Below are 23,199 nucleotides of genomic sequence, written 5' to 3' on the forward strand. Positions count from 1 at the left end.
CCCCGTGACCAGCGAGCCCACGCCCGATCAGCCCGTAACCGAGACCATCGACGCCTTCCACCGCGGCGCCTTTCATATTCTCCAGCCGAAGGGCAGAGGGCATCGCTCCGGCATGGACGCCATGCTGCTTGCCGCATTGGTGGATGATGAGAGAGCGGTGAAGGTTGCCGATCTCGGCGCCGGCGCCGGTGCGGCGGGTCTCGCAGTCGCCTCGCGGCTGCCGAAGGCCGAGGTCGTGCTCTTCGAGCGCTCCGCCGAGATGGCGGATTACGCCCGCCGCAGCCTGGATCTTGCTGAAAACACCCACATGCTGGGCCGCGTCACCGTCATCGAGGCGGATGTGACGCTGAAGGCCAAGGCGCGCAATGACGCCGGCCTCATCGACGAGAGCTTCCACCACGTCATCCTCAACCCGCCCTTCAACGATCCCGGCGACCGCAAGACGCCGGATGCGCTGAAGGCAGAGGCGCATGCGATGACGGAGGACTTGTTCGAAAGCTGGCTGCGCACGGCCGGCGCCATCATGATCCCCGGCGGCCAGCTGTCGCTGATCGCCCGCCCGGAATCGATCGCCGAGATCATCGATGCCTGCGGCCGTCGCTTCGGCGGCATCGAGATCACGGCCATCCATCCGCGCGAAGGCGAAAACGCCGTTCGTATCCTGGTGACCGCGATCAAGGGCTCACGCGCCCGTCTGTCGCTGCGCGCGCCGCTGATCATGCACGAAGAGGGGAGCCACAAGTTCTCCCCCTTCGTCGACGATTTCAACAACGGCCGCGCGGCCTATCCGAGACGTTAGCCGATCACGAAATCGAACAGCAGCTTGATGTTCAGCCCGGCGATGATGATGGCGATCGTGTATGCGATGGCCGAGAGCCAGCGCGGTGCCACGAGATCGCCCATCTTCGCCTTGTTGGCGGTGAACATCACCAGCGGGAAGACCGCGAAGGAAAGCTGCAGGCTGAGCACGACCTGCGTCAGGATCAGGAGCTCGGCGGTGCCCGCGTCGCCATACCAGATGGTCACGAAACCGGCCGGTACGATGGCGATGGCGCGGGTGATCAACCGCCGGATCCAGGGCTGCAGCCTGATCTTCAGGAACCCTTCCATGATGATCTGCCCGGCCATGGTCGCCGTCACCGTCGAGTTCAGGCCGCAGCATAGAAGCGCGATGCCGAAGAGCGTCGGCGCCAGCGCAAGCCCGAGCAGCGGCGCCAGAAGCGAGGAGGCTTCGCCGAGTTCCGCGACATCGGTGCGTCCATTGGCATGGAAGGCTGCGGCGGCGAGGATCAGGATCGAGGCATTGATCAGAAGCGCGAAGCAGAGAGCCACGGTGGAATCGATCGTCGCATAGGTCAGCGCCTCGCGCTTTTCCGGCACACTGTGGCCGTAGTCGCGGGTCTGCACGATGCCGGAATGCAGGTAGAGATTATGCGGCATCACGGTCGCGCCGAGAATGCCGAGCGCCAGATAGAGCATCTCCGGATTGGAGACGATCTCCGTGGTCGGGAAGAAGCCGCGGATCACGTCGCCCCATTGCGGATCGGCCATGAAGATCTGCACGCCGAAGCAGACGGTGATGATCCCGAGCAGCGCGATCACGAAGGCCTCGACCCAGCGGAAGCCGATCTTCTGCAGATAGAGGATGAGGAAGACGTCGAGCGCGGTGATGAGCACGCCGAGTTCCAAGGGAATGCCGAAGAGAAGGTTGAGGCCGATCGCCGTGCCGATCACCTCGGCGATATCGGTGGCGATGATCGCGATTTCGGCAAACAGCCAGAGCGGGATCGATACCCAGCGCGGGAAGGCATCGCGGCAGGCCTGCGCCAGATCGCGGCCGGAGCCGATGGCAAGGCGCGCGCAGAGTGATTGCAGCACGATCGCCATCAGGTTGGACAAGAGCGCCACCGTCAGCAGCGTGTAGCCGAACTTCGAGCCGCCGGCGAGCGAGGTCGACCAGTTGCCGGGGTCCATGTAGCCGACAGCCACCAGATATCCGGGGCCGACGAAGGCGATGGCGCGGCGCCAGCGCGAGGCGTGCTTTTGCGTTCCGATTGTACGGTGGACATCGGCCATCGACGCCTCCTCGCGCTCGTGGCGCCAGCCCGTCTTGGCCTTGGGTGTCATAATGTCCATGCAGCATCCGCCTGTTTAACCGATAAAAGCAATATGGCCGATTAGAATGATAATGCAAGTCATTCGCAACAAGAAACTTGGCGCGCAGTTGTTTTGCGCCTCGCCCATTGTGTTTGCCGTTGCGACGCATACATGGGAGAGACGTTTCACGCAGCCTATACGAAGGAATGGGAATGGCCGGATTGTTGAGAAAACTGATGCCGAAGCGCTTCCGCAAGGAGGGCATCGTGATCCCGGTTGTCCGGCTCCAGGGGGCGATCATGACCGGCGGCAGCCAGTTCCGCCCGGCGCTGAACCTCGCCTCGACCGCGCAGGTGCTTGAAAAGGCATTCAGCTTCAAGGACGCCCCTGCGGTTGCCATCTCCATCAATTCGCCAGGCGGTTCGCCGGTCCAGTCGCGGCTGATCTTCACCCGCATCCGCGAGCTGGCGCGCGAGAAGCAGAAAAAGGTCATCGTCTTCGTCGAGGACGTGGCAGCCTCTGGCGGCTACATGATCGCGCTGGCCGGCGACGAGATCATCGCCGACCCGACCTCGATTGTCGGTTCGATCGGCGTCGTCTCCGGCGGCTTCGGCTTCCCTGAGCTTCTGAAGAAGATCGGCGTCGAGCGTCGCGTCTATACCGCGGGCGAAAACAAGGTGATCCTCGACCCCTTCCAGCCGGAGAAGGAAAAGGACATCGAATATCTGAAGACGCTGCAGCTGGAGATCCACCAGGTCTTCATCGCCATGGTGCGCGAGCGCCGCGCCGGCAAGCTGAAGGATGACACGACGGTCTTCTCCGGCCTTTTCTGGACCGGCACGCGCGGCCTAGAGCTCGGCCTCATCGACGGTCTCGGCGACATGCGCCAGGAATTGAAGAAGCGCTACGGCTCGAAAACCAAGCTGGAACTCGTAACGCCTGCAAGGGGGCTTTTCGGACGCCGCATTCCCGGCATATCATCATCGCTTGAAGGAGCCGCCTCCGGCTTCGCAGCCGGTCTTGTCGAGACGGCCGAAGACAAGGCATTGTGGAGCCGATACGGGCTCTGACGCAATTGCGGCAAAAGCACAGCGCGGCTGTGCGTCGGCAATTGCGCTAAAATAACGAGGGGTGAAGACAGACGACATGCCGCAGCTTTTGATCATGGGTGTGCTCGTCCTGGGCGCCTGGCTCCTCTACCGCCGCTTCGTGGCCGAAGCCAAGCGCCTGCAGGAAAAATCCCGCCGCGCCCAGAGGGAGCAGCAGACCGGAGCGATCGGCACGCTGGTGAAGGACCCGGTGACGGGGGAGTATCATTTGAAGAAGGATGATGAGTGAGGGGAGGGCTTTGATCAGCCTCGTTCTCGAACCCTTGCCTGCCAATCCGCTCGGCCATAGCTGATGCAGAGAACGAAGACGGATTGGGCTTCGTCGTCGACGGTGAAGCAGACGACTGCCTTTTCCGAGGCCGGAATGGCGCGCAGCCCGGGATAAAGGTCGCTTCGGATGGAGCCGATATGAGGGAAATCGGTTAAGCGGTCGATGAACGCTGTTATTTCGTTTATTTTGCTTTGGCCGATCCGCAGCCCGGCGAAGTCCGAGATGACTTCAGCGATCTGAAACAGATCGGCTTCGACGAGCGGGTGCTGCGTGATCGTGTACGGCATCCGGCGCCTCTTCCTTGAATTTCCGAGCCAGCCTTTCGTTCAGTCTTTCTGCCATGGCCTTGCCGTCCCAAGGCAGCCTCTGATCCTTGGGCAATTCCGCGCGCCGCCGAATCTCGTCCGCCATTCCCGCCAAAGGGTCGTCTAAAGCTCGCTCAAGCATCCGGACCCGCGTCAGCGCTGCGCTGACCACATCCGGCACGCTGGCATAGCGCCCTTCCTCGACCAGTTCTTCGGCGAAGCGAAGGTCTTGATCCGACAATGTCACGGTGATCTCGACGCTCATAATCGTCTCCAAGCCAAAACCTGCACTCACTATAAGACAACCGACACCGCTTGTCCTCCCTGCAAACTGTGGGGAAGAGATCGGGATGCGAAACCCTTGACCCTCATCGCTGCTCGTGGCACCTGTCGCCCACCGATCCAATTGAATGGCGACTAACCTCATGTCTGCACCCAGCATTCCCGACCACATGAACCCGAAGCGCTCGTTTCAGGCGCTGATCCTGACGCTGCACAGCTACTGGGCAGACAAGGGTTGCGCGGTGCTGCAGCCTTACGACATGGAAGTCGGCGCCGGTACGTTCCATCCGGCGACGACGCTGCGCGCGCTTGGCCCCAAGCCCTGGAAGGCCGCCTACGTGCAGCCCTCGCGCCGCCCGTCCGACGGTCGCTACGGCGAAAACCCGAACCGCCTGCAGCATTATTACCAGTATCAGGTCATCCTGAAGCCGAACCCGCCGAACCTGCAGGAGCTCTATCTCGGCTCGCTCGCCGCGATCGGCCTCGATCCGCTGCTGCACGATGTCCGCTTCGTCGAGGATGACTGGGAAAGCCCGACGCTCGGCGCCTGGGGTCTAGGCTGGGAGTGCTGGTGCGATGGCATGGAAGTCTCGCAGTTCACCTATTTCCAGCAGGTCTGCGGCCTCGAATGCTCGCCTGTAGCCGGCGAGCTCACCTATGGCCTCGAGCGCCTCGCCATGTATGTCCAGGGCGTCGACAATGTCTATGACCTGAACTTCAACGGCCGCGAAGGCGACGAGAAGATCAGCTATGGCGACGTCTTCCTGCAGGCAGAGCAGGAATATTCCCGCCACAACTTCGAATTCGCCAACACCGAGATGCTGCATCGCCACTTTATCGATGCCGAAAAGGAATGCCAGGCGCTGCTCGCCGCGGGCGCGCCTGGAGACAGCGATAACCAGAAGCTGCACAAGTGCGTCTTCCCGGCCTACGACCAGTGCATCAAGGCCAGCCACGTGTTCAATCTTTTGGACGCGCGCGGCGTGATCTCGGTCACCGAGCGCCAGAGCTATATCCTGCGCGTGCGCACGCTCGCCAAGGCCTGCGGCGAAGCCTTCCTGTTGACCGACGCCGGTGGCGTCAATCTCGCCAGCAAGGCTGCCTGATCGATCAGCGACGCCTGTTGGCCTTGACCTCGACAGTGCGCGCGGCCGGACGCGGCGCGCCCTTGAGCATGAAGAACGAAGCGATGGCAAGCATGTTGAGCAGGAAGATGGCTGCGCTCATGGCTGATTGATCCTCGTGACCTTGTTCGGATCCCGCCGCCGTCGGCCGATCCATGGTCAAGATAGGCCCTATCTGACCGCGGCGGTATCGCGAGATCTTGGGATGCGCCAAACTACAACGGCGGGAGATGACAAGCGCCGCCAAGCCGCATAGTCTCCCGGCCGACCTTGCGTCGTAACGGGGGATTCGCGATGTATATTATTCTTGGCCTCATCGTCCTGATCGCGCTCTATGCGGTCTTTGTCTATAACGGCCTCGTGCGCGCCCGGCAGATGGCCGAGGAGGCCTGGTCCGGCATCGATGTGCAGCTGAAGCGCCGCGCCGATCTGATCCCCAATCTGATCGAAACGGTGAAGGGTTACGCCACCCACGAAAAGACGACGCTCGAAGAGGTCGTCAAGCTCCGCAACCAGGCGCAGACGGTTCCGGCAGGCGATGTCGCCGGCCGTGCGCAGGCGGAAGGTTTGCTGGGTGCAGCGCTCGGCCGCGTCATGGCGCTTGCCGAAGCCTACCCGGATCTGAAGGCCAACGAGAATTTCCGCGAGCTGCAGACCTCGCTTGAGACGATGGAAAGCGAGATCCAGATGGCGCGCCGCTATTACAACGGCTCCGCCCGCGATCTCAACGTCAAGGTCGAAAGCTTCCCCTCGAACCTCGTCGCCAACCAGTTCGGTTTCAGCAAGCGCGAGTATTTCGAGATCACCAACGAGGCCGATCGCGCCGTCCCGAGCGTAAAGTTCTGATCCCCAAGTTCTCATAACAGGCATTTGCCTTTGCCGAAAAACTGCTATGAGCAGGGCAAGATCGCGGCCGGATAGGGCCGCGCGCATTTGCCGGAAAAGACGTAATGAGTGAAGACAAGCCCATGAGTAAAGACAAGCTCACCATCATCCCGGCGGCCAAGCCGCTGTCCGGCCGCGCCGTGCCTCCCGGCTCGAAGTCGATCACCAATCGCGCGCTGCTTCTGGCCGGTCTCGCCAAGGGCACCAGCCGGCTGACCGGCGCGCTGAAGAGCGACGACACGCGCTATATGGCGGAAGCCCTGCGCGCCATGGGCGTGACGGTGGAGGAGCCTGACGCGACCACCTTCGTCGTCACCAGTTCCGGCGAGCTCAAGGCGCCCGCAGCATCACTCTTCCTCGGCAATGCCGGCACCGCCACCCGCTTCCTCACGGCAGCGCTCGCGCTCGGCCATGGCCGTTATGTGGTCGATGGCGACGAGCATATGCGCAAGCGCCCGATCAAGCCGCTGGTCGATGCCCTGAAGTCGCTCGGTGTTGCGATCGAAGCGCCGACCGGCTGCCCGCCGGTGACGATCGACGCCAACGGTCGTTTTGCCAGCAACAAGGTCGTCATCGATGCCGGCCTCTCCAGCCAGTACGTCTCCGCTTTGCAGATGGCGGCCGCCTGCGGCTCCGAGCCGTTCACGATCGAGCTTGCCGGTGCCGATATCGGTGCGCGCGGCTATATCGACCTGACACTATCAGTCATGCGCGCCTTCGGCGCCAAGGTCAGCCAGCCGACGCCGTCCTCCTGGGTGATCGAGCCGACCGGCTACATCGCCACCGATTTCGTCATCGAGCCGGACGCCTCCGCCGCCACCTATCTCTGGGCCGCCGAAGTGCTGACCAAGGGCGCGATCGACCTTGGCGTCGCCAATGAGGATTTTACCCAGCCGGACGCGAAAGCTTACGACGTCATCAAGCAGTTCCCGCATCTTCCCGCCGAAATCGACGGCTCGCAGATGCAGGATGCGGTGCCGACCATCGCCGTGCTGGCCGCCTTCAATGAAACGCCGGTGCGCTTCATCGGCATCGCCAATCTGCGCGTCAAGGAATGCGATCGCATCCACGCCGTCTCGACCGGCCTCAACAACATCCGCGCAGGCCTTGCGACCGAGGACGGCGACGACCTGATCGTCTCCTCCGACCCGGCATTATCAGGCCAGCACCTGCCGGCCGATATCGACACCTTCGCCGATCACCGCATCGCCATGAGCTTCGCGCTCGCCGGCCTGAAGATCGATGGCATCACCATTCTGGACCCGGATTGCGTCGGCAAGACCTTCCCGGATTACTGGAAGGTGCTGTCCACGCTCGGCGTTGCGATAAAGGACGAATAACCGGCAGCCGATCTCGCCGGGCAATCCAAAAAAGACAATTCTGAAAAGACAAGGGGAGAATGTCTTGATGCGTTGGTTGTCCGGTCTCGTTGCCGCTCTGATACTTCTGCTGGCGGCATCTCTTGCCGCCGCAAACGAGCGCATCACCTCCTATCATTCGGAAGTCGAGGTCGCCAAGGACGGCGACCTCACCGTGACCGAGACGATCTCGATCGTCGCCGAGGGGTTCAAGGTCAAGCGCGGCATCTTCCGCGATTTCCCGCTCACCATGCTGGATGGCGAGGGGCGTAAAGTCCGCGTCGGCTTCGATCTCCTCTCCGTCACTCGCGATGGCCGGCCCGAGCCCTACAAGACCGAAAGCATCGATGGCGGCATCCGCATCTATGCCGGCTCCAGCGACACCATCGTGCCTGAAGGCGAGCACACCTATGTCTTGACCTACAAGGCCGACCGCATGATCCGCTACTTCCCGGATCACGACGAGGTCTACTGGAATGTCACCGGCACCGGCTGGCAGTTTGCCATCGAGCAGGCCTCGGCGCGCATCACCATGCCATCAGGCGAGGTGACGAAGCTTGCCGCCTATACCGGGCCGTTCGGCTCCCGAGCCACGAATGCCACGTCGCGCATCGAGGGCAATCAGGCGATCTTCGCGACGACTCGCATGCTCGGGCAGAACGAAGGGCTGACCGTCGTCGCTGGCGTGCCGAAGGGCGTCATCGACCCGCCATCGACAAGTCAGCTTCGCGCCTGGTGGCTGCGCGATCACATGGCCGATGTCATCGCTGTCGCCGGCCTTCTCCTCGTCGCGCTCTACTACGTGTTCTTCTGGGTGAGGGTTGGGCGTGATCCGGTCCGAGGTGTCGTCGTGCCGCGCTGGGACCCACCCGAGGGTCTGTCGCCGGCGCTGGTCAACTATATCGACAACAAGGGCTTCAACGGCGCCGGCTGGCCGGCCTTTTCGGCCAACGCGCTCGACCTCGCCGTCAAGGGATACGTCACCTTCGACGATATCGGCTCTAGCATCACGGTCACCCGCACCGACAAGCCGCTGCCGAAAGCCCTGCCATCAGGCCAGGCCGCCTTCCTTTCTCTCGTTGGCCGCTCCGGCCAGAGCTTTGCGATCAGCAAGTCCAATGGCGAAAAGGTGCGCGACGCCGGCCAGAAGTTCCGCCAGGCGATCGAAGGCGAGCATCGTGGCAAGTATTATCACTCGAACGCGCTCTACACGGTCGGCGGCATCGTCCTCAGCGTCATCTTCATCATCGCGGTTCTGGCCTTTGGCGAAATCGATGCCGATCTCGGCGGCTTCATCGCCGCCACCGTTTTCTCGGCGGTGTTCCTAGGCATCCTGTCGTCGCGTCTCGGTCTCAGTTTCCGCAAGGGGGCGTCGTTGCGCAGCAAGATCGGCGGCGTCATCATCGGCGGCTTCTTCGGCTTCACGCTTCTGTCCATCCTCGCCGGCATCGTCACTGCCGCCGTGGAACAGTTGACAGCAGCCGACCACTGGCCCGTCATCGTCGCCGTCGGCGGCATCGTCATGATCAATGTGGTGTTCTTTTTCCTGATGGGCGCGCCGACGCCGCTCGGCAGCCGGCTGATGGACCATATCGATGGTCTGCGCCGCTACCTGACAGTTGCCGAAAAGGACCGCATGAACATGGCGGGCGCCCCCGCCATGTCGCCACAACATTTCGAAACGCTGCTGCCCTATGCCGTGGCCCTCGGTGTCGAAAAACCCTGGAGCGACGCCTTCCAGACCTGGCTGGCGACGGCTGCAGCAGCCGGAGCGGCGGCCGCCGCCTATTCGCCCATGTGGTATCCGACCCATTCCGGCAGTTTCGGCGACAGCATCGGCGGCTTCTCCTCCTCGATGGCCTCCACCATCGCCTCGACGCTCCCCGCGCCCGTGACCTCGACCTCCTCGGGCTTTTCCGGCGGCAGCGGCGGTGGCTTCTCGTCCGGCGGTGGAGGAGGTGGGTTCTCTGGCGGCGGTGGCGGCGGTGGCGGTGGCGGCGGTTGGTAGCCTTTAGGCTTGACCTTTCGCCGCTCTGCCCTTAACCGCCACTCACAAACTGGAAAGGGACGGGCATGAAGGTTCTGTTGATCGGATCGGGCGGACGCGAGCACGCATTGGCCTGGAAGCTGGCGCAATCGCCCGAACTCACCACGCTCTACGCCGCCCCCGGCAATCCAGGGATCGCCGAGCACGCGACGCTCGTCCCCGTCAACACCGAGGACAACGACGCCGTCGTATCCTTCTGCAAGGACAATGCGATCGATTTCGTCGTCGTCGGCCCGGAAGCGCCGCTGGTGGCGGGCGTTGCCGATCGTCTGCGCGCCGAAGGCTTCGCGGTCTTCGGTCCGTCGGCAGCGGCAGCCCAGCTCGAGGGCTCCAAGGGTTTCACCAAGGATATCTGCGCCCGCTACGATATCCCGACCGGCGCCTACCAGCGTTTCAACAACGCCCCCAAGGCCAAGGCCTATATCCGCGAGCAGGGCGCCCCGATCGTCGTCAAGGCCGATGGTCTTGCCGCCGGCAAGGGCGTGACCGTTGCGATGACCGTCGATGAAGCGCTCGCTGCTGTCGACGATTGCTTCGAAGGCGCGTTTGGCGCTGCCGGTGCCGAAGTCGTGGTCGAGGCCTATCTCGATGGCGAAGAGGCAAGCTTCTTCTGCCTGAGCGACGGCAAGCACGCATTGGCGCTCGCCACCGCCCAGGATCACAAGCGGGTGGGCGAGGGCGATACCGGTCCGAACACCGGCGGCATGGGCGCCTATTCTCCGGCCCCCGTCATGACACCTGAGATGGTCGAGCGCACGATGAAGGAGATCATCGAGCCCACCATGCGCGGCATGGCCGAGAGCGGCTACCCCTTCTCCGGCGTCTTCTTCGCCGGCCTGATGATCACCAGGAAGGGCCCGGAGCTGATCGAATACAACGTCCGCTTCGGCGATCCCGAATGCCAGGTGCTGATGATGCGCCTGAAGAGCGATCTCCTGCCGATCCTTTATGCGACCGCCACCGGCACGCTGGACAAGGTTACGGCCGAATGGAGCGACGATCCGGCGCTGACGGTCGTCATGGCCTCCAAGGGCTATCCCGGCTCCTACGACAAGAACACGCCGATCAAGTCCATCCCCGAAGCGGGCAAGGGCGCCAAGGTGTTTCATGCCGGCACAGCGCTGAAGGATGGCGCGCTGGTCGCCACCGGCGGCCGCGTTCTGAACGTCACCGCGACCGGCAAGACCGTCGGCGAGGCCCAGGCCCGCGCCTATGTGCTGCTCGACAAGGTGGAGTGGGGCAACGGCTTCTGCCGCCGCGACATCGGCTGGCAGGCGATCAAGCGCGAAAAAGCGTGATCCAATATCGAAATCGGATCAGTTCTCTAAATTTTTACCCTTTCCCCTGACGGGATGGAAATAAAGCCGCGTTAAACCTGTGTGCAAGGTAAGACGGAGTGTTTCCATGCGTCAGGTTTCTGCGGTTGTTTTGGGTGTCGTCGGTGCGTTGATGGCGGGTTCCGCCATGGCGTCGTCGATCGACGTGGTCGGCGCCAATGCGGCATCGAGCGACAGCAGCATCCTCAAGATGACCTGCACCACATGCCCGCCGCTTCAGGTCGTGGAAGCCAAGAAGGAATATATCGTCCCGACGCTCGCCGACGGCACGCTCGAGCACTCGCAGATTCGCGACGTCGATGGCGAAAAGAAGCTGTTTCGCACCGAAGGCTGGATGGGCGGCTCCCCCGTCGTGTTCGTGACCAAGGCGCCCGCGCCGGTCGCAGTTGCCGCTGCCCCAGCCGTCGATGGTGTCGATACGGCGACGACGTCGGCCGTCATTGGCGCCGATACCAAGCCCGTGGTTGCAGGTGCTGCAGGCCAGCCGGCGGAACAAACGCGCCCGCTCGACGTTTCTAATTTCAAGCTTAGACCTTGATTTAAAGTTCCCTGCCCCTCCCGTCCAAAGTTTTGGTCATCCGGGGCTCCACCTCAAAAGGGTGGTGAAATGCGCTCCTGAAGAGAAGCAGGGGCGCATTTTCTATTTTATACTTCGCCGGCCCAGGCTGGCGCTGCGCTTGGACCCACTTCGTGTTTGGGACATCATCTAGTCCTTGGTTAAGTGTTTCTTATAAAAAACAGGCCATTTCTAGCTGCGACCGGTAGCCGCATGTCGTTTTCGCAGCAGTACCAGCGTTGGGCGCCGTGGCGCCGGCGCATACGCGGTAGGATACCGCGCCGGATGATCTCACCCGAGCTCCGTTGCGAGGCCAAATGAAGAATCTCAGAATTTCCAGGCAGTTGTTTCTGCTCGTCGCCGGCCTGATGGTGGCCTTTTGCGTCGCCTCCTACCTGCAGATACGCTCGTCGACCAATGCGATCTATCATGAGCGCAACGAGATGCTGCGCACGCAGGTGGAATCCGGCCTGTCCATCATGCAGCAATATTACGACCGCGAGAAATCAGGCGAGCTGACCCGCGAACAGGCGCAGGCGCTGGCCTATAAGCAGCTTTCGTCGATCCGCTACGAGCCCAACGGCTATTTCATCGGCTACGACTACGACGTCGTCATGCGCATCACCTATGATACGCCGAAGCTCGGCAAGAGCAGCAAGGGCTCGCCCGACAGCCGCGGCAAGCCTTACCGCGACGAGATCGTCAAGGTCGGTCGCGCCGGCGGCGGCATCGTCGATTTCTATGGCCCGAAGCCCGGCCAGCCGGCCGATGCGCAGTTCCGCAAGGCTGTCTACACCAAGGCGTTCGAACCCTGGCAGGTCGTGGTCGCCACCGGCGTCTATCTCGACGATCTCGACGCGCAGGTTCGCTCAGACGTGCTGAAGGCGCTGTCGGGCGGCCTCGTCGTGCTGCTCTTGGGCGCCGCCGCCGCCTTCTTCGTGGTTCGCAGCATTTCCGGCCCGCTGACCCGCATCCACACCGCCCTCCAGGCTGTCGCCGAAGAGAACGTCACGATCGCCATTCCCCACACCGACATGAACAACGAAGTCGGCATGATGGCCAAGGCCACGAAGGCGCTGCAGGAAAAGGTCCGCGAGCGCCACGCCATGTCCGAGCGCGAGGCTGCTCAGCAGATGGCGCTCGACGACGAGCGCGAGAACAACCAGCGTCTCCAGCGCGACGAAACCGCCGTCCAAGCCCATGTGGTCTCCACCATCGGCCAGGCGCTGGAGCAGATCGCCCGTGGCGATCTCACGGTCCGCTGCGCCGATCTCGGCCAGAAATACGCCACCCTGCGCGACAACTTCAACGATGCGCTCGGCCATCTCGAGGCCGCCATGTCAAAGGTCTCGGTCAAGGGCGGCGACATCGCCGTCAGCAAGGAAGAAATCCGCCGCGCCTCCAACGAACTGTCGCAGCGCACCGAGCGCCAGGCCGCAAGCCTGGAAGAAACCTCGGCCGCCCTCGACGAGCTCAGCGTCGCCGTGCGCCAGACCGCCGAAGGCGCGCATGAAGCAAGCCAGCGCGTCCACTCGGTGAGCTCCGAGGCGAGCCGCAGCGACGCCGTCGTCACCCAGGCGATCGAAGCGATGGGCGGCATCGAGAAGTCGTCCGAGGAAATCGGCAAGATCATCGGCGTCATCGACGACATCGCCTTCCAGACCAACCTTCTGGCGCTTAATGCCGGTGTCGAAGCTGCGCGCGCCGGCGAAAGCGGCAAGGGCTTCGCGGTCGTTGCCCAGGAAGTCCGCGAACTGGCCCAGCGCTCGGCGGCCGCCGCCAAGGAGATCAAGGACCAGATCGCCCGCTCCTCGGGCCAGGTCGAACAGGGCGTTCGCTTCGTCGGCGAGGCAGGCGAGGCGCTGAAGCGCATCTCCGACCAGATCAAGGCGGCCAACGACATCGTCTCGAAGATCGCCCACAGCGCCTCCGAGCAGGACACGACGCTGCGCTCGATCACCTCCTCGATCAACCAGCTCGACGCCGCCACCCAGCAGAACGCCGCCATGGCCGAAGAGACCACAGCCTCGGCGGAATCGCTCGCCAGCGACACCGACGAACTCCTCAACCTCATCCGCGGCTTCCGCGTCGGCACACAGGCCGAGTACGGGGCAGCGCAGACACGCCGCGCCGCGTAAGGCTTGCGGGAACAGCGATAGATGACGACAGCCGCCGGAGCGATCCGGCGGCTGTTTCGCGTTTATTGGGCGCGCGCGATCAGTGGTGCGGCTTTGCGTGAGAGCCATCCATGTTGCATTCCTGGAGACGTGCTTAGATCCTCGGCACGAGGCCGAGGATGACGTCGAGAATGGGGAAGACGTTTATTTTCAATAGCTTGCTGAGGCGCACCCCACCCGCCGACGTCATGCTCGGGCTCGTCCCGAGCATCTGCTGGTATCGATGGGCTCGACGTGAATGGACCTTGCGGAGAACAGACTCCCCAGTACACCGCACTGCCCAGCCGTTTGCCTTCCTACTTCCCGCTTGCCTTCTTCGCAGCGACCAATGCGTCGCCTTCATCGGGTTCGCTATCGGGAACGCTGTCGAGGATGGCGAGCGCCGCACTGGCATCGCCCCGTTCCGCGCGCTTCTTCAAGCTCATGATCGCCCGCCGATGCCCGATGCCATCAGCGATGAAAGCGGAAAGCAGCTGGTTCAGCGATACATTGTCCTCCGCCGCCGCACGCTTGGCTTCTTCCATCACATGATCGGCTAATCTGAGAGGATAGGTGCTCATGTCTCTTGTCTCCTTTGTGCGATGAAATCTCCTGCGGTCATGACTGACATGCCAAAGGCGCTGACTGCGGGATGCCGGAAATGGCGATCGTTGCTGACGATCAAGGTGGCTCCGGCTGCCAGGGCGCACTCGATGTAAATGTCGTCCTTCGGGTCAGCGAGGAACGGCCTGAAGTGAAACCACGGCGAGACGAGCACAGCCTTGCTGAACACTGCATCGAGCAAGATGTCGATCTTGCTCTCGCTGAGCCAGGGAGCCTTGCCGAGAATGCCCGGCCGCTTCAGCACATCTTCATACTCCAGCGCCACCGCCGGCGACAAAGCGAAGGCGACGCCACCGGTAAGCATCTCGCGCACAAGCTGATGCGAGGCGCCTTTCGAGGATCGCAAAGCCGAAACCATGACATTTGCATCAACGACGATCATGGCAGTTATATGATATCGCATATGATATCATGTCAAGGCAGGTCGATCTCGCCTTTCAATCGCCTTAACGCTTGCGCCCAGCCCCGCAACATGATCATGAAACCCAAACGCACGCCGTCGCCAAACCGAAAGCCCCACCATGCAGACCACCGAGCCCAGAGCGACATGACCACGCTTGCAGCCTATGCCGGCCTCTTCGCCATCTCGCTGATCGCGGCCACCATCCTGCCCGCGCAGTCGGAAGCCGGGCTCGTCGCGCTCATTCTCTCCGGGCAATATTCCACGCTGCTGCTGGTCGCAGTCGCCAGCGTCGGCAATATCCTCGGTTCGCTGGTCAACTGGCTGCTCGGCATCGGCATCGAGCGCTTTCGCCACAGGCGGTGGTTTCCGGTGGGGGAGGTGGCGCTAGATCGGGCGCAGCGCTGGTACCGGCGGTATGGGAAGTGGTCGCTACTGGCAAGCTGGTTGCCCATCGTCGGCGATCCCATCACCGTCGTTGCCGGCGTGATGCGCGAGCCGCTGCCGGTCTTTCTTCTTTTGGTGACGATCGCCAAGACCGCGCGTTACGCGGTCCTGGCGGTGATCACACTAGGCATCGTCGGCTGATAAGGATCAGCCGGCGATCTTCGAGAAGTCGGCAACGGTGCCGGTGGCTTCGCGGATGAGGCGCAGCAGCGCCAGGCGGTTGGCGCGGATCGCCGCGTCCTCGTCGTTGACGAGCACGTCGGTGAAGAAGCGGTCGACAGGTGCGCGCAGCGTCGAGAGAGCCGCCATCGCCGAGCGGAAGTCTTCCTTCTCGATCGCGCCGGATGCCTCGGCCGAAACCGTCTTGATCGCCGCGAAAAGCTCCTTCTCGGCGTCGAGCTTCAGAAGCGCATCCGAAACGCCGTCGGCGACCACGGTACCCTTCTTCTCCTCGGCTGCCAGCAGCTGCACGGCGCGCTTGGTGCCGGCGAGCAGGTTCTTGCCGTCCTCGGAACTGACGAAGGCCGTGAGCGCCTCGACACGGCGGGCGACCATGCGGAGATCGTCGGTCTCGGGCGTCAGCACCGCGTCGATCAGGTCGTGGCGCGCGCCCTGGTCGCGCAGATAGACCTTCAGGCGGTCATGGAAGAACGAGAGCAGGTCGAGCTGGCGCGACATACCTTCATCAAGCTGCCCGCGTCCATCTACGACATCTCCGCCCTGCTTCGCTTTCTCAGCGTTGACCTTTTCTACGATATCCATGTCGATGCGCGCCATGTGGCTGACGATGCGCGGAAGCAGCGTCAGGTGCACGCCGCGCTCCAGGATGATGCGGATGACGCCGAGCGCGGCACGGCGGAGCGCAAAGGGGTCCTTGGAGCCCGTCGGCTTCTCGTCGACGGCCCAGAAGCCGATCAGCGTATCGAGCTTGTCGGCAAGCGCCACCGTAATCGCCACCTTGTCCTGCGGCAGCTGATCGGATGGGCCCTGCGGCTTGTAGTGCTCCTCGATCGCCGTCGAGACCACGGCCTCTTCGCCCTGAAGAGCGGCATACTTGCGGCCCATCACGCCCTGCAGCTCGGGGAATTCGCCGACGGCTTCGGTGCGCAAATCCGCCTTAGCGAGAACCACGGCGCGATCGACCAGCTTGTAGTCGGCGCCGGCGGGGAAGGCGACCTTGGCGGCCATGGCGCGGATACGCTCCACCCGCTCGCCCTGCGTGCCGAGCTTGGCATGGAAGGTGACGTTGAGCGCATCGAGCTTGGCCATGCGCTGGTCGAGCGGCTTCTTCAGGTTGAGGCTGAACTTCTTGGCCGAAGCCTCGAGCGTTTCAAGATCCGGCAGATCGCCCTGGTCGCGCTTCCAGAAGTGCAGCGCGTCGGAAAGACGGGCGCGCACGACCTTGCCGTTGCCGTGAATGATTTCCTTGCCGCCATCCGTCGCTTCGATGTTGGAGACGAGGATGAAATTGTTCGAAAGCGTCTCTTCACCCGGTTTGCGGGTGACGAAGCATTTCTGGTTGGTCTTGATCGTCAGCCGGATGATCTCGGACGGGATCGAGAGATAGGCTTCCTCGAAGCTTCCCATCAGCACCTGCGGCCATTCGACGAGGCCGGAGACCTCTTCCAGCAGGCCTTCGTCCTCGACCAGTTCGAGGCCGTTGGCGAAGGCGACGTCGCGGGCGTCGTGCAGGATGATGTCCTTGCGGCGCTCGGCATCGAGAATGACCTTGGCCTTCTCGAGGCTCGCGACATAATCGTCGAAGCGCTTGACGGTGATCGCCTCGGGCGCATGGAAGCGGTGGCCATAGGTGATGTTGGAAGCGACGATGCCGGAGATTTCGAACGGAATGACCGTCGTTTCCTCATGCTCGGTGCCGAAAAGGCAGACGATCGACTGCAGCGGCCGCACCCAGCGCAGCGACCCCGGCTGCGACGAGGCCTTGCCCCAGCGCATCGGCTTCGGCCAGGGGAAATCGCGGATGATCGATGGCATCACCTCGGCGATGATCTCCTCGGCGCTGCGGCCGGTCTTGGAGATGATCGCGACGTAGAAATCGCCCTTCTTCGGATCGCTCTGCACCTGCGCCTCGGAAATCGAGGACAGACCGGCTGCGCGCAAAAAACCTTCGATCGCCTTTTCGTTGGCGTCGGTGCGCGGTCCCTTGCGTTCCTCGCGCACATCGGCGGAGCGGGCGGTCAGCCCGCGAATGTCGAGCGTCAGCCGGCGCGGCGTCCAGTATTCCCTGGCACCCTCATAGGAAAGTCCCGCCTCGACGAGCGCGTCGGTCACAAGCTTCCTCAGATCGCCGGCAGCCTTGCGCTGCAAGCGGGCCGGGATCTCTTCGGAGCGGAGTTCTAACAGCAGATCGGGCATGTCACTTTCCTTGCCTTCACGGGGAAGGCGCTACCTTGCGGGTCTGAAAACGGTCGCCTCTGCTAGCAAAGAATGGCGCTGGTTTACAAGCTGCAAAAGCGGGATGCAGCGGGCGGGGAGGGGATTTGGGCAACCGGAGTGCCTTTCGGCAGCCTTCGAGCGACAATGATCGGCTCAGTTGATTGACAATCGGCCTTGGCGCAGGCACGCTTTCACTGCTGCATAGGGTGCATCGGCACAACGTCGAAAGGGCAATGCCCACCTACACTGTAACCACAGTTGCGCCCATGCCGAATCTTGAGAATCTCAAAAAGCAAGCCAAGCAATATCTGCGATGGCATCGCGAACGGTACTATCCGGTCGCTGCCGAGATCAGGGCCGCGTTGCCGCGTTTCCGAAATCTCGAAGACATGCAAATATTCGAGGCAAGCTTTAAGCTTACCGACGCACAAGAACTGATCGCGCGTCAAATGGGGTTCGAAGGCTGGCAAGCGCTCAAAGCAGAGGCTCCAGCGATGGCACATCACCGAAAACCAAGCCCGGCAAATCCGATGCTAACCTCAACGTCAGCTCAGCTCTACGTCACCGATGTCAAGGCGTCGTGTGAGTTCTATGTTGGCAAGCTCGGCTTCACTGTCGACTTCATCTACGGTGACCCGCCATTCTACGGACAGGTCATCCGCGACAGTGCGCGCCTCGCTCTCAGGCTGGTCTGCAAACCCGTCTTTGTCGGTAATATACGCCAGAGCGAACATCTGCTCTCCGCCGGGATCACCGTCGATACGGCAGACGAGATCAAGCAGCTGTTTTTGATTTTTCAGAACGCAGGGGTTTCGTTCCATCAACTGCTCAGGAAGGAGCCGTGGGGGGCCAGAGACTTCATCATTCAAGACCCAGACGGAAACCTCGTCCTATTTGCCGGCCCTGGCGATTGAGCTATGCGCTCGAGAGCGGACCTTCATGGGTGCTTCGAGGGAGGTCCGCAATTGGCGCGTAGCATCCCAGCCTTGGCCCGATGACGCCCCAACGCGCCCCACTTCCGCTGTGGAAACCCATCTCCATCCTTGCCTTGCCGCTTTTCGCCGCTGTGGTCCGCCACCTCAATTAAAACGCAGGAACCATCATGGCCGCTGATATCCGCATGCTCTCCGCAGTCATCGCCTCCGAGATCAATGCCCGGCCCGAGCAGGCGAAGGCCGCGATCGAGTTGCTGGATGAGGGCGCGACCGTGCCGTTCATCGCGCGTTACCGCAAGGAAGTGACCGGCGGGCTGGATGATACGCAGCTGCGCGATCTCTCCGAACGCCTCGTCTATCTGCGCGAGCTCGAAGCCCGCCGCGATACGATCGTGGAATCGATCTCGGGCCAGGGCAAGATGAGCGACGAGCTGATGGCAAAGCTGAAGGGCGCGGCCACCAAGGCCGAGCTCGAGGATCTCTATCTGCCCTACAAGCCGAAGCGCCGCACCCGCGCCGAGATCGCCCGCGAGCGCGGCCTCGGTCCGCTTGCCGAAGCGATCCTCGCCGACCGCTCGAAAGAGCCAGCAACGCTGGCCGAAGCCTACATCACATCAGACGTCCCCGACGTGAAGACGGCGCTCGAAGGCGCCCGCGATATCGTCGCCGAAGGCATTGCCGAAAATGCCGACCTGCTCGGCAAGCTGCGCGCCCATATGCGCGGTGCCGCGCTTCTCAAGGCCAAGGTGGTTGATGGCAAGCAGGCAGCGGGCGAAAAATTCTCCGACTATTTCGACCATTCCGAACGCTGGGCAACCGCCCCCGGCCACCGCGCGCTTGCCATGCTGCGCGGCTGGAACGAGGAAGTGCTGACGTTGACCATCGAGGCCGACGCCGAGACTGCCTCGCCGAACAAGCCGGTCGAGCGCATGATCGCTGCGGCCTACGAGATCGGCAACAGCCGCCCAGGCGACCGCTGGCTGTTGGAGGTCGCCAGCTGGACATGGCGCGTGAAGCTCTCCATGTCGCTGTCGCTCGATCTGATGCGTGAGCTGCGCGAACGCGCGGAGGAAGAGGCGATCCACGTCTTCGCCCGCAATCTCAAGGACCTGCTGCTCGCAGCCCCCGCCGGCTCGCGTCCGACCATGGGCCTCGATCCGGGTATCCGCACCGGCGTCAAGGTCGCCGTCACCGATGCCACCGGCAAGGTGGTCGCTACATCGACCGTCTATCCCTTCCAGCCCCGCAACGACGTGCGCGGCGCCCAGATCGAGCTCGCCTCGCTGATCCGCAAGCACAATGTCGAGCTGATCTCGATCGGCAACGGCACCGGCAGCCGCGAAACCGAAAAGCTGGTGGCCGACATGCTGGCCGATCTGCCGGGCACGAAGCCCACCAAGGTCATCGTCTCGGAAGCCGGCGCCTCGGTCTATTCGGCGTCGGCCACCGCCGCTGCCGAGTTCCCCAATCTCGACGTGTCGCTGCGCGGCGCCGTCTCCATCGCGCGCCGCCTGCAGGATCCGCTGGCCGAGCTCGTCAAGATCGAGCCGAAGTCGATCGGCGTCGGCCAGTATCAGCACGATGTCGACCAGCAGAAGCTGTCGCGCTCGCTCGATGCCGTGGTCGAAGACGCGGTGAATGCCGTCGGCGTAGATCTCAACATGGCCTCTGTGCCGCTGCTCGCCCGTGTCTCCGGCCTTGGCACCTCGATCGCCGAAGCCATCGTCCGGCATCGCGACGAGACCGGACGCTTCGAGACCCGCCGTGATTTGCTCAAGGTCGCCCGCCTCGGCCAGCGCACCTTCGAGCAGTGCGCCGGGTTCCTCCGCATCCGCGACGGCAAGGAGCCGCTCGATGCCTCCTCGGTCCACCCGGAAGCCTATGGCGTCGCCAAGAAGATCGTTGCCGCCTGCGGCCGCGACCTGCGCACACTGATGGGCGATAGCGCGGTGCTGAAATCGGTCGATCCGCGCCAGTTCATCGACGACAAGTTCGGCCTCCCGACGGTGAAGGACATCCTGTCCGAGCTGGAAAAGCCCGGCCGCGACCCGCGCCCGAGCTTCAAGACCGCGACCTTCGCGGAGGGGATCAACGAGATTTCCGACCTGAAGCCGGGCATGACGCTTGAGGGAACGGTAACCAACGTCGCCGCCTTCGGCGCCTTCGTCGATATTGGCGTCCATCAGGACGGCCTGGTGCACGTCTCGCAGCTTGCCGATCGCTTCGTCAAAGATCTCACGAAGTTGTGAAAGCCGGCGATGTCGTCAAGGTTCGCGTCGTCGAGGTGGATGCAAAACGCAAGCGCATCGCCCTTTCCATGCGCAAGGACGATGGTGCGAGCGCCCCCGCGCCGCGCGGCGAAACCCGTTCAAATCCAGCCCCTCGCGGCGGAAACGAGCGTCGCTCGTCGAGCCCCAAGCAGGAGAGCCAGGGGGCGTTCGGCGCAGCACTCGCCGAGGCCATGAAGCGAAAATAAGGGCTTACGGATAAGCCTTGCAGAAATGTCACACTTCGGCGTCGATGTCGCCGAAGTGTCAAATACGGCGCTTGTAAGGCAGGCCAGACGGCCTAAGTTGATTGGATTATCCTGTCACATTGCGAGGCCTTACTTATGGCGTCGAATTTCTTATCGATTGTCCAAAAAATCATCCGCAAGGGTAACCTGAAGCTCACACTCGCCAATGGCGAGACACACACCATCGGGGACGGCACCGGAGAACTGGTTGCCGCCCGCGTTGCCGACGAGGAGGCGGAGCGACTGATCCGCCGAGACCCCACCCTCAAGCTCGGCGAAATGTACATGGATGGCCGGTTCATTCTGGAACAGGGCAACATCTACGATTTCCTGGCCCTGGTGAAACAGAACACCACCAACGAAATCTTCGACATACCGATGGCGGCCCTCCTGATCGGCCGCATCGCCCTGCAGCAGCTGAAGAGCCGTCTGCCCGTCAACCACAACAAGCGCAACGTTGCCCATCACTACGATCTATCGGAAAAGCTGTTCGAGCTCTTTCTCGATGAGGACTGGCAATATTCCTGTGCCTATTACAATCCGCCGGGCATCAGCCTGGAGGAGGCGCAGGTCGCCAAGAAGCGCCACATCGCCGCCAAGCTCCTGCTTCAGCCCAACCAGCGCGCGCTGGAAATCGGCTCCGGCTGGGGCGGCATGGGCATGTATCTGACGGAGTCCACACCGGGGCTCGATCTCACCGGCATCACGCTTAGCGAGGAGCAGCTGAAGATCTCGCGCGAGCGGGCGCAAAAGCGTGGTCTCACCGACCGGCTGCGCTTCGAGCTGCAGGATTACCGCACGATGAAGGGTCAGAAGTTCGACCGCATCGTCTCGGTCGGCATGTTCGAGCATGTCGGCATCGGCAATTTCGGCAACTTCTTCCGCAAGGTGCATGAGCTGCTGGCAGACGACGGCGTCATGGTGCTGCATTCGATCGCCCGTCCGAAGCCGAGCTTCGGCACCAATGCCTTCATCGAGAAGTATATCTTCCCGCAGGGCTATATCCCCTCGATCGGCGAAACGCTTCCGGCCATCGAAAAGGCGAACCTTTTGGTCCGCGATGTCGAGGTCCTGCCGCTGCACTATGCCTATACGCTGCGCCATTGGCGCGAGCGCTTCGTGGCGCGCAAGGCCGAAGCCGTGGCGCTCTATGACGAACGCTTCTTCCGCATGTGGGAGTTCTATCTGGCCGGCTCCGAAATGGGCTTCCGCTGGGACGAACTCTTCATCATGCAGATCCAGATTTCCAAGAACCAGTATTCCACTCCCGACAATCGCGACTATATCGCCGCGAACGAGGCGAAGCTGAAGGAATTCGAGGCAACGCGTCCGCCGCTCGAAAAGGTCATTCTCTGACCTGACGAAAAGGCGCGGCGAGACCCGCGCCTTTTTTATTCCCGCTGTTTCATTTTGAAAGGGTTGCGAGATGAGCAGTGCCTATCCCGAGATCACGCTGGTGCGCCATGGCGAGACCGAGTGGAGCCTGTCCGGCCGCCACACCGGCCGTAGCGATATTCCGCTGACGGAAAACGGCGAAGCCGCCGCCAGCCGCCTCGGCGCGCGCCTTGAAGGCCTGACCGTCGCCGAAGTCTGGTCGAGCCCCTCCCAGCGCGCCCGCAACACCTGCCGCCTTGCCGGCTTCGGCGAGCGGATGGTGATCAAGGACGACCTCGCCGAATGGGACTACGGCGCCTATGAAGGTGTGACGACCAAGCAGATCCTCGCCAACCGCCCCGGCTGGCAACTCTTCCGCGACGGCTGCCCCGATGGCGAGAACGCCGCCGACGTCGGGACCCGCGCCGACCGCATCATCGCCGCAATCCGCGCGGCGAACGCCCCGATCCTGATCTTCTCCTCCTCCCACTTCCTGCGGGTGCTGGCGGCTCGCTGGGTGGGATTGCCGCCGGAGGGCGGGGCACATTTCGTGCTGGATACGACGAGCGTCAGCGTGCTGGGGTATGAGCATGATCTCAGCGAGCCGGTGATCCGGCGGTGGAATGGTTAGTTTTTGGGGGGCGTAGTTTAGGCTGACCTCAGTGCCCGGAGCCCCCTCATCCGACCCTTCGGGCCACCTTCTTGGATGATCAAAATATGAGATAGTTGTTTCTGCCGGGCGGGTGGCCACCCGCCCGGCAGCTGGTTGTCGGATCGTCACCTTCTCAGCCGTTCGGGGCTGTGGGGAGCAGGATCGCAACCGGCTCTTCATCAGGCCCGTGTGGTTGCAGGAACCTTGGGGTTCGTATCCAAGACAGGGACGACGAAGATGACCGATAATAGCATGATCTGTGCCGGAATCGATGTCGGCAAAAGCCATCTCGACATCGCCATCCATCCCGGTGACGCGCGGCTGCGGG

Annotated in this window: 20 protein-coding genes and 1 pseudogene; 15 read left to right on the plus strand and 6 right to left on the minus strand. The window is 62.7% G+C overall.

All coding sequences use genetic code 11. The annotated features are described in order from the left end of the window. Positions 1 to 4: 4 nt before the first annotated feature. Positions 5 to 799 (plus strand): methyltransferase, encoded by a 795-nt coding sequence (locus D460_RS0111150; protein ID WP_051110789.1) that lies wholly within the window; start codon positions 5 to 7, stop codon positions 797 to 799. On the opposite strand, the gene D460_RS0111155 is transcribed toward D460_RS0111150, so the two are convergent. Beyond that, positions 796 to 2,136, minus strand: a complete 1,341-nt coding sequence (locus tag D460_RS0111155; protein WP_018898630.1) for an Nramp family divalent metal transporter — start codon at positions 2,134 to 2,136, stop codon at positions 796 to 798. The genes D460_RS0111150 and D460_RS0111155 overlap by 4 nt on opposite strands. 173 nt (positions 2,137 to 2,309) lie before the next feature. On the opposite strand from D460_RS0111155, the gene D460_RS0111160 reads away from it, so the two are divergent. Next, positions 2,310 to 3,167: a S49 family peptidase gene (locus D460_RS0111160; RefSeq protein ID WP_026283029.1), complete on the plus strand. Its 858-nt coding sequence runs from the start codon at positions 2,310 to 2,312 to the stop codon at positions 3,165 to 3,167. A 76-nt stretch (positions 3,168 to 3,243) separates the two neighbouring features. Further along, on the plus strand, positions 3,244 to 3,435 hold the full coding sequence (locus tag D460_RS0111165; RefSeq protein WP_018898632.1) for a membrane protein: 192 nt from the start codon (positions 3,244 to 3,246) through the stop codon (positions 3,433 to 3,435). Positions 3,436 to 3,449: 14 nt separating this feature from the next. Here the strand turns inward: D460_RS0111165 and D460_RS0111170 are convergent, their stop codons facing one another. Beyond that, positions 3,450 to 3,764, minus strand: a complete 315-nt coding sequence (locus tag D460_RS0111170; protein ID WP_018898633.1) for a type II toxin-antitoxin system RelE/ParE family toxin — start codon at positions 3,762 to 3,764, stop codon at positions 3,450 to 3,452. Further along, positions 3,706 to 4,047, minus strand: coding sequence for a hypothetical protein (locus D460_RS32905; RefSeq protein WP_196809331.1), 342 nt, complete (start codon positions 4,045 to 4,047; stop codon positions 3,706 to 3,708). The genes D460_RS0111170 and D460_RS32905 overlap by 59 nt, the downstream gene beginning before the upstream one ends. A 160-nt stretch (positions 4,048 to 4,207) precedes the next feature. On the opposite strand from D460_RS32905, the gene D460_RS0111180 reads away from it, so the two are divergent. The 7 genes from D460_RS0111180 (at position 4,208) to D460_RS0111215 (ending at position 13,509) form a co-directional block, all read left to right on the plus strand. Next, positions 4,208 to 5,170 carry a glycine--tRNA ligase subunit alpha gene (locus D460_RS0111180; RefSeq protein WP_026283030.1) on the plus strand — a complete coding sequence of 321 codons (963 nt, stop codon included), beginning with the start codon at positions 4,208 to 4,210 and terminating at the stop codon, positions 5,168 to 5,170. Positions 5,171 to 5,482: 312 nt separating this feature from the next. After that, entirely contained in the window at positions 5,483 to 6,034 is a 552-nt protein-coding gene (locus tag D460_RS0111190; RefSeq protein WP_018898637.1) for a LemA family protein, read from the plus strand. A 122-nt stretch (positions 6,035 to 6,156) separates the two neighbouring features. Beyond that, positions 6,157 to 7,413, plus strand: a complete 1,257-nt coding sequence (locus D460_RS0111195) for a 3-phosphoshikimate 1-carboxyvinyltransferase (RefSeq protein ID WP_026283031.1) — start codon at positions 6,157 to 6,159, stop codon at positions 7,411 to 7,413. 67 nt (positions 7,414 to 7,480) lie between these two features. Next, positions 7,481 to 9,439 (plus strand): DUF2207 domain-containing protein, encoded by a 1,959-nt coding sequence (locus tag D460_RS0111200; RefSeq protein WP_018898639.1) that lies wholly within the window; start codon positions 7,481 to 7,483, stop codon positions 9,437 to 9,439. Between the two features lie 65 nt (positions 9,440 to 9,504). Beyond that, positions 9,505 to 10,776, plus strand: a complete 1,272-nt coding sequence (gene purD / locus D460_RS0111205; protein ID WP_018898640.1) for a phosphoribosylamine--glycine ligase — start codon at positions 9,505 to 9,507, stop codon at positions 10,774 to 10,776. 106 nt (positions 10,777 to 10,882) lie between these two features. Then, complete coding sequence (locus tag D460_RS0111210; protein WP_018898641.1) at positions 10,883 to 11,353, plus strand: plant virulence effector HPE1-like domain-containing protein; 471 nt, start codon at positions 10,883 to 10,885, stop codon at positions 11,351 to 11,353. 335 nt (positions 11,354 to 11,688) lie between these two features. Beyond that, positions 11,689 to 13,509: a methyl-accepting chemotaxis protein gene (locus tag D460_RS0111215; RefSeq protein ID WP_018898642.1), complete on the plus strand. Its 1,821-nt coding sequence runs from the start codon at positions 11,689 to 11,691 to the stop codon at positions 13,507 to 13,509. A 335-nt stretch (positions 13,510 to 13,844) separates the two neighbouring features. On the opposite strand, the gene D460_RS0111225 is transcribed toward D460_RS0111215, so the two are convergent. Next, positions 13,845 to 14,108 carry a hypothetical protein gene (locus D460_RS0111225; protein WP_018898644.1) on the minus strand — a complete coding sequence of 88 codons (264 nt, stop codon included), beginning with the start codon at positions 14,106 to 14,108 and terminating at the stop codon, positions 13,845 to 13,847. Continuing rightward, positions 14,105 to 14,554: a putative toxin-antitoxin system toxin component, PIN family gene (locus D460_RS0111230; protein ID WP_196809332.1), complete on the minus strand. Its 450-nt coding sequence runs from the start codon at positions 14,552 to 14,554 to the stop codon at positions 14,105 to 14,107. The genes D460_RS0111225 and D460_RS0111230 overlap by 4 nt, the downstream gene beginning before the upstream one ends. A 144-nt stretch (positions 14,555 to 14,698) precedes the next feature. Here D460_RS0111230 and D460_RS0111235 point away from each other — a divergent pair, with 144 nt between their 5' ends. After that, entirely contained in the window at positions 14,699 to 15,139 is a 441-nt protein-coding gene (locus tag D460_RS0111235) for a YqaA family protein (protein WP_018898646.1), read from the plus strand. A 6-nt stretch (positions 15,140 to 15,145) separates the two neighbouring features. On the opposite strand, the gene glyS is transcribed toward D460_RS0111235, so the two are convergent. Continuing rightward, the gene (glyS, locus tag D460_RS0111240; RefSeq protein WP_018898647.1) at positions 15,146 to 17,374 is read right to left on the minus strand and encodes a glycine--tRNA ligase subunit beta; all 2,229 of its coding nucleotides are present in this window, start codon (positions 17,372 to 17,374) and stop codon (positions 15,146 to 15,148) included. Between the two features lie 287 nt (positions 17,375 to 17,661). Here glyS and D460_RS0111245 point away from each other — a divergent pair, with 287 nt between their 5' ends. From D460_RS0111245 to D460_RS0111260, 4 genes and pseudogenes are all read left to right on the plus strand, one after another. Then, positions 17,662 to 18,309, plus strand: coding sequence for a VOC family protein (locus D460_RS0111245; RefSeq protein ID WP_026283032.1), 648 nt, complete (start codon positions 17,662 to 17,664; stop codon positions 18,307 to 18,309). Positions 18,310 to 18,497: 188 nt separating this feature from the next. Next, positions 18,498 to 20,806, plus strand: a pseudogene (locus D460_RS32910) (Tex family protein). 135 nt (positions 20,807 to 20,941) lie between these two features. Then, entirely contained in the window at positions 20,942 to 22,201 is a 1,260-nt protein-coding gene (locus D460_RS0111255; RefSeq protein ID WP_018898649.1) for a cyclopropane-fatty-acyl-phospholipid synthase family protein, read from the plus strand. A gap of 70 nt (positions 22,202 to 22,271) precedes the next feature. Continuing rightward, positions 22,272 to 22,850: a histidine phosphatase family protein gene (locus tag D460_RS0111260; protein WP_018898650.1), complete on the plus strand. Its 579-nt coding sequence runs from the start codon at positions 22,272 to 22,274 to the stop codon at positions 22,848 to 22,850. Positions 22,851 to 23,199: the final 349 nt, after the last annotated feature.

Origin of the sequence: Rhizobium sp. 2MFCol3.1, from assembly GCF_000377565.1 — a bacterium.
Taxonomy (GTDB): domain Bacteria; phylum Pseudomonadota; class Alphaproteobacteria; order Rhizobiales; family Rhizobiaceae; genus Rhizobium.

Bases quoted from the DNA above. Each gene is read 5' to 3' on its own strand.
- D460_RS0111155 (WP_018898630.1), bottom strand. From the start codon at position 2,136: ATGGACATTATGACACCCAAGGCCAAGACGGGCTGGCGCCACGAGCGC.
- D460_RS0111160 (WP_026283029.1), top strand. From the start codon at position 2,310: ATGGCCGGATTGTTGAGAAAACTGATGCCGAAGCGCTTCCGCAAGGAG.
- D460_RS0111165 (WP_018898632.1), top strand. From the start codon at position 3,244: ATGCCGCAGCTTTTGATCATGGGTGTGCTCGTCCTGGGCGCCTGGCTC.
- D460_RS0111170 (WP_018898633.1), bottom strand. From the start codon at position 3,764: ATGCCGTACACGATCACGCAGCACCCGCTCGTCGAAGCCGATCTGTTT.
- D460_RS32905 (WP_196809331.1), bottom strand. From the start codon at position 4,047: ATGAGCGTCGAGATCACCGTGACATTGTCGGATCAAGACCTTCGCTTC.
- D460_RS0111180 (WP_026283030.1), top strand. From the start codon at position 4,208: ATGTCTGCACCCAGCATTCCCGACCACATGAACCCGAAGCGCTCGTTT.
- D460_RS0111190 (WP_018898637.1), top strand. From the start codon at position 5,483: ATGTATATTATTCTTGGCCTCATCGTCCTGATCGCGCTCTATGCGGTC.
- D460_RS0111195 (WP_026283031.1), top strand. From the start codon at position 6,157: ATGAGTAAAGACAAGCTCACCATCATCCCGGCGGCCAAGCCGCTGTCC.
- D460_RS0111200 (WP_018898639.1), top strand. From the start codon at position 7,481: ATGCGTTGGTTGTCCGGTCTCGTTGCCGCTCTGATACTTCTGCTGGCG.
- purD (WP_018898640.1), top strand. From the start codon at position 9,505: ATGAAGGTTCTGTTGATCGGATCGGGCGGACGCGAGCACGCATTGGCC.
- D460_RS0111210 (WP_018898641.1), top strand. From the start codon at position 10,883: ATGCGTCAGGTTTCTGCGGTTGTTTTGGGTGTCGTCGGTGCGTTGATG.
- D460_RS0111215 (WP_018898642.1), top strand. From the start codon at position 11,689: ATGAAGAATCTCAGAATTTCCAGGCAGTTGTTTCTGCTCGTCGCCGGC.
- D460_RS0111225 (WP_018898644.1), bottom strand. From the start codon at position 14,108: ATGAGCACCTATCCTCTCAGATTAGCCGATCATGTGATGGAAGAAGCC.
- D460_RS0111230 (WP_196809332.1), bottom strand. From the start codon at position 14,554: ATGCGATATCATATAACTGCCATGATCGTCGTTGATGCAAATGTCATG.
- D460_RS0111235 (WP_018898646.1), top strand. From the start codon at position 14,699: ATGACCACGCTTGCAGCCTATGCCGGCCTCTTCGCCATCTCGCTGATC.
- glyS (WP_018898647.1), bottom strand. From the start codon at position 17,374: ATGCCCGATCTGCTGTTAGAACTCCGCTCCGAAGAGATCCCGGCCCGC.
- D460_RS0111245 (WP_026283032.1), top strand. From the start codon at position 17,662: ATGCCGAATCTTGAGAATCTCAAAAAGCAAGCCAAGCAATATCTGCGA.
- D460_RS0111255 (WP_018898649.1), top strand. From the start codon at position 20,942: ATGGCGTCGAATTTCTTATCGATTGTCCAAAAAATCATCCGCAAGGGT.
- D460_RS0111260 (WP_018898650.1), top strand. From the start codon at position 22,272: ATGAGCAGTGCCTATCCCGAGATCACGCTGGTGCGCCATGGCGAGACC.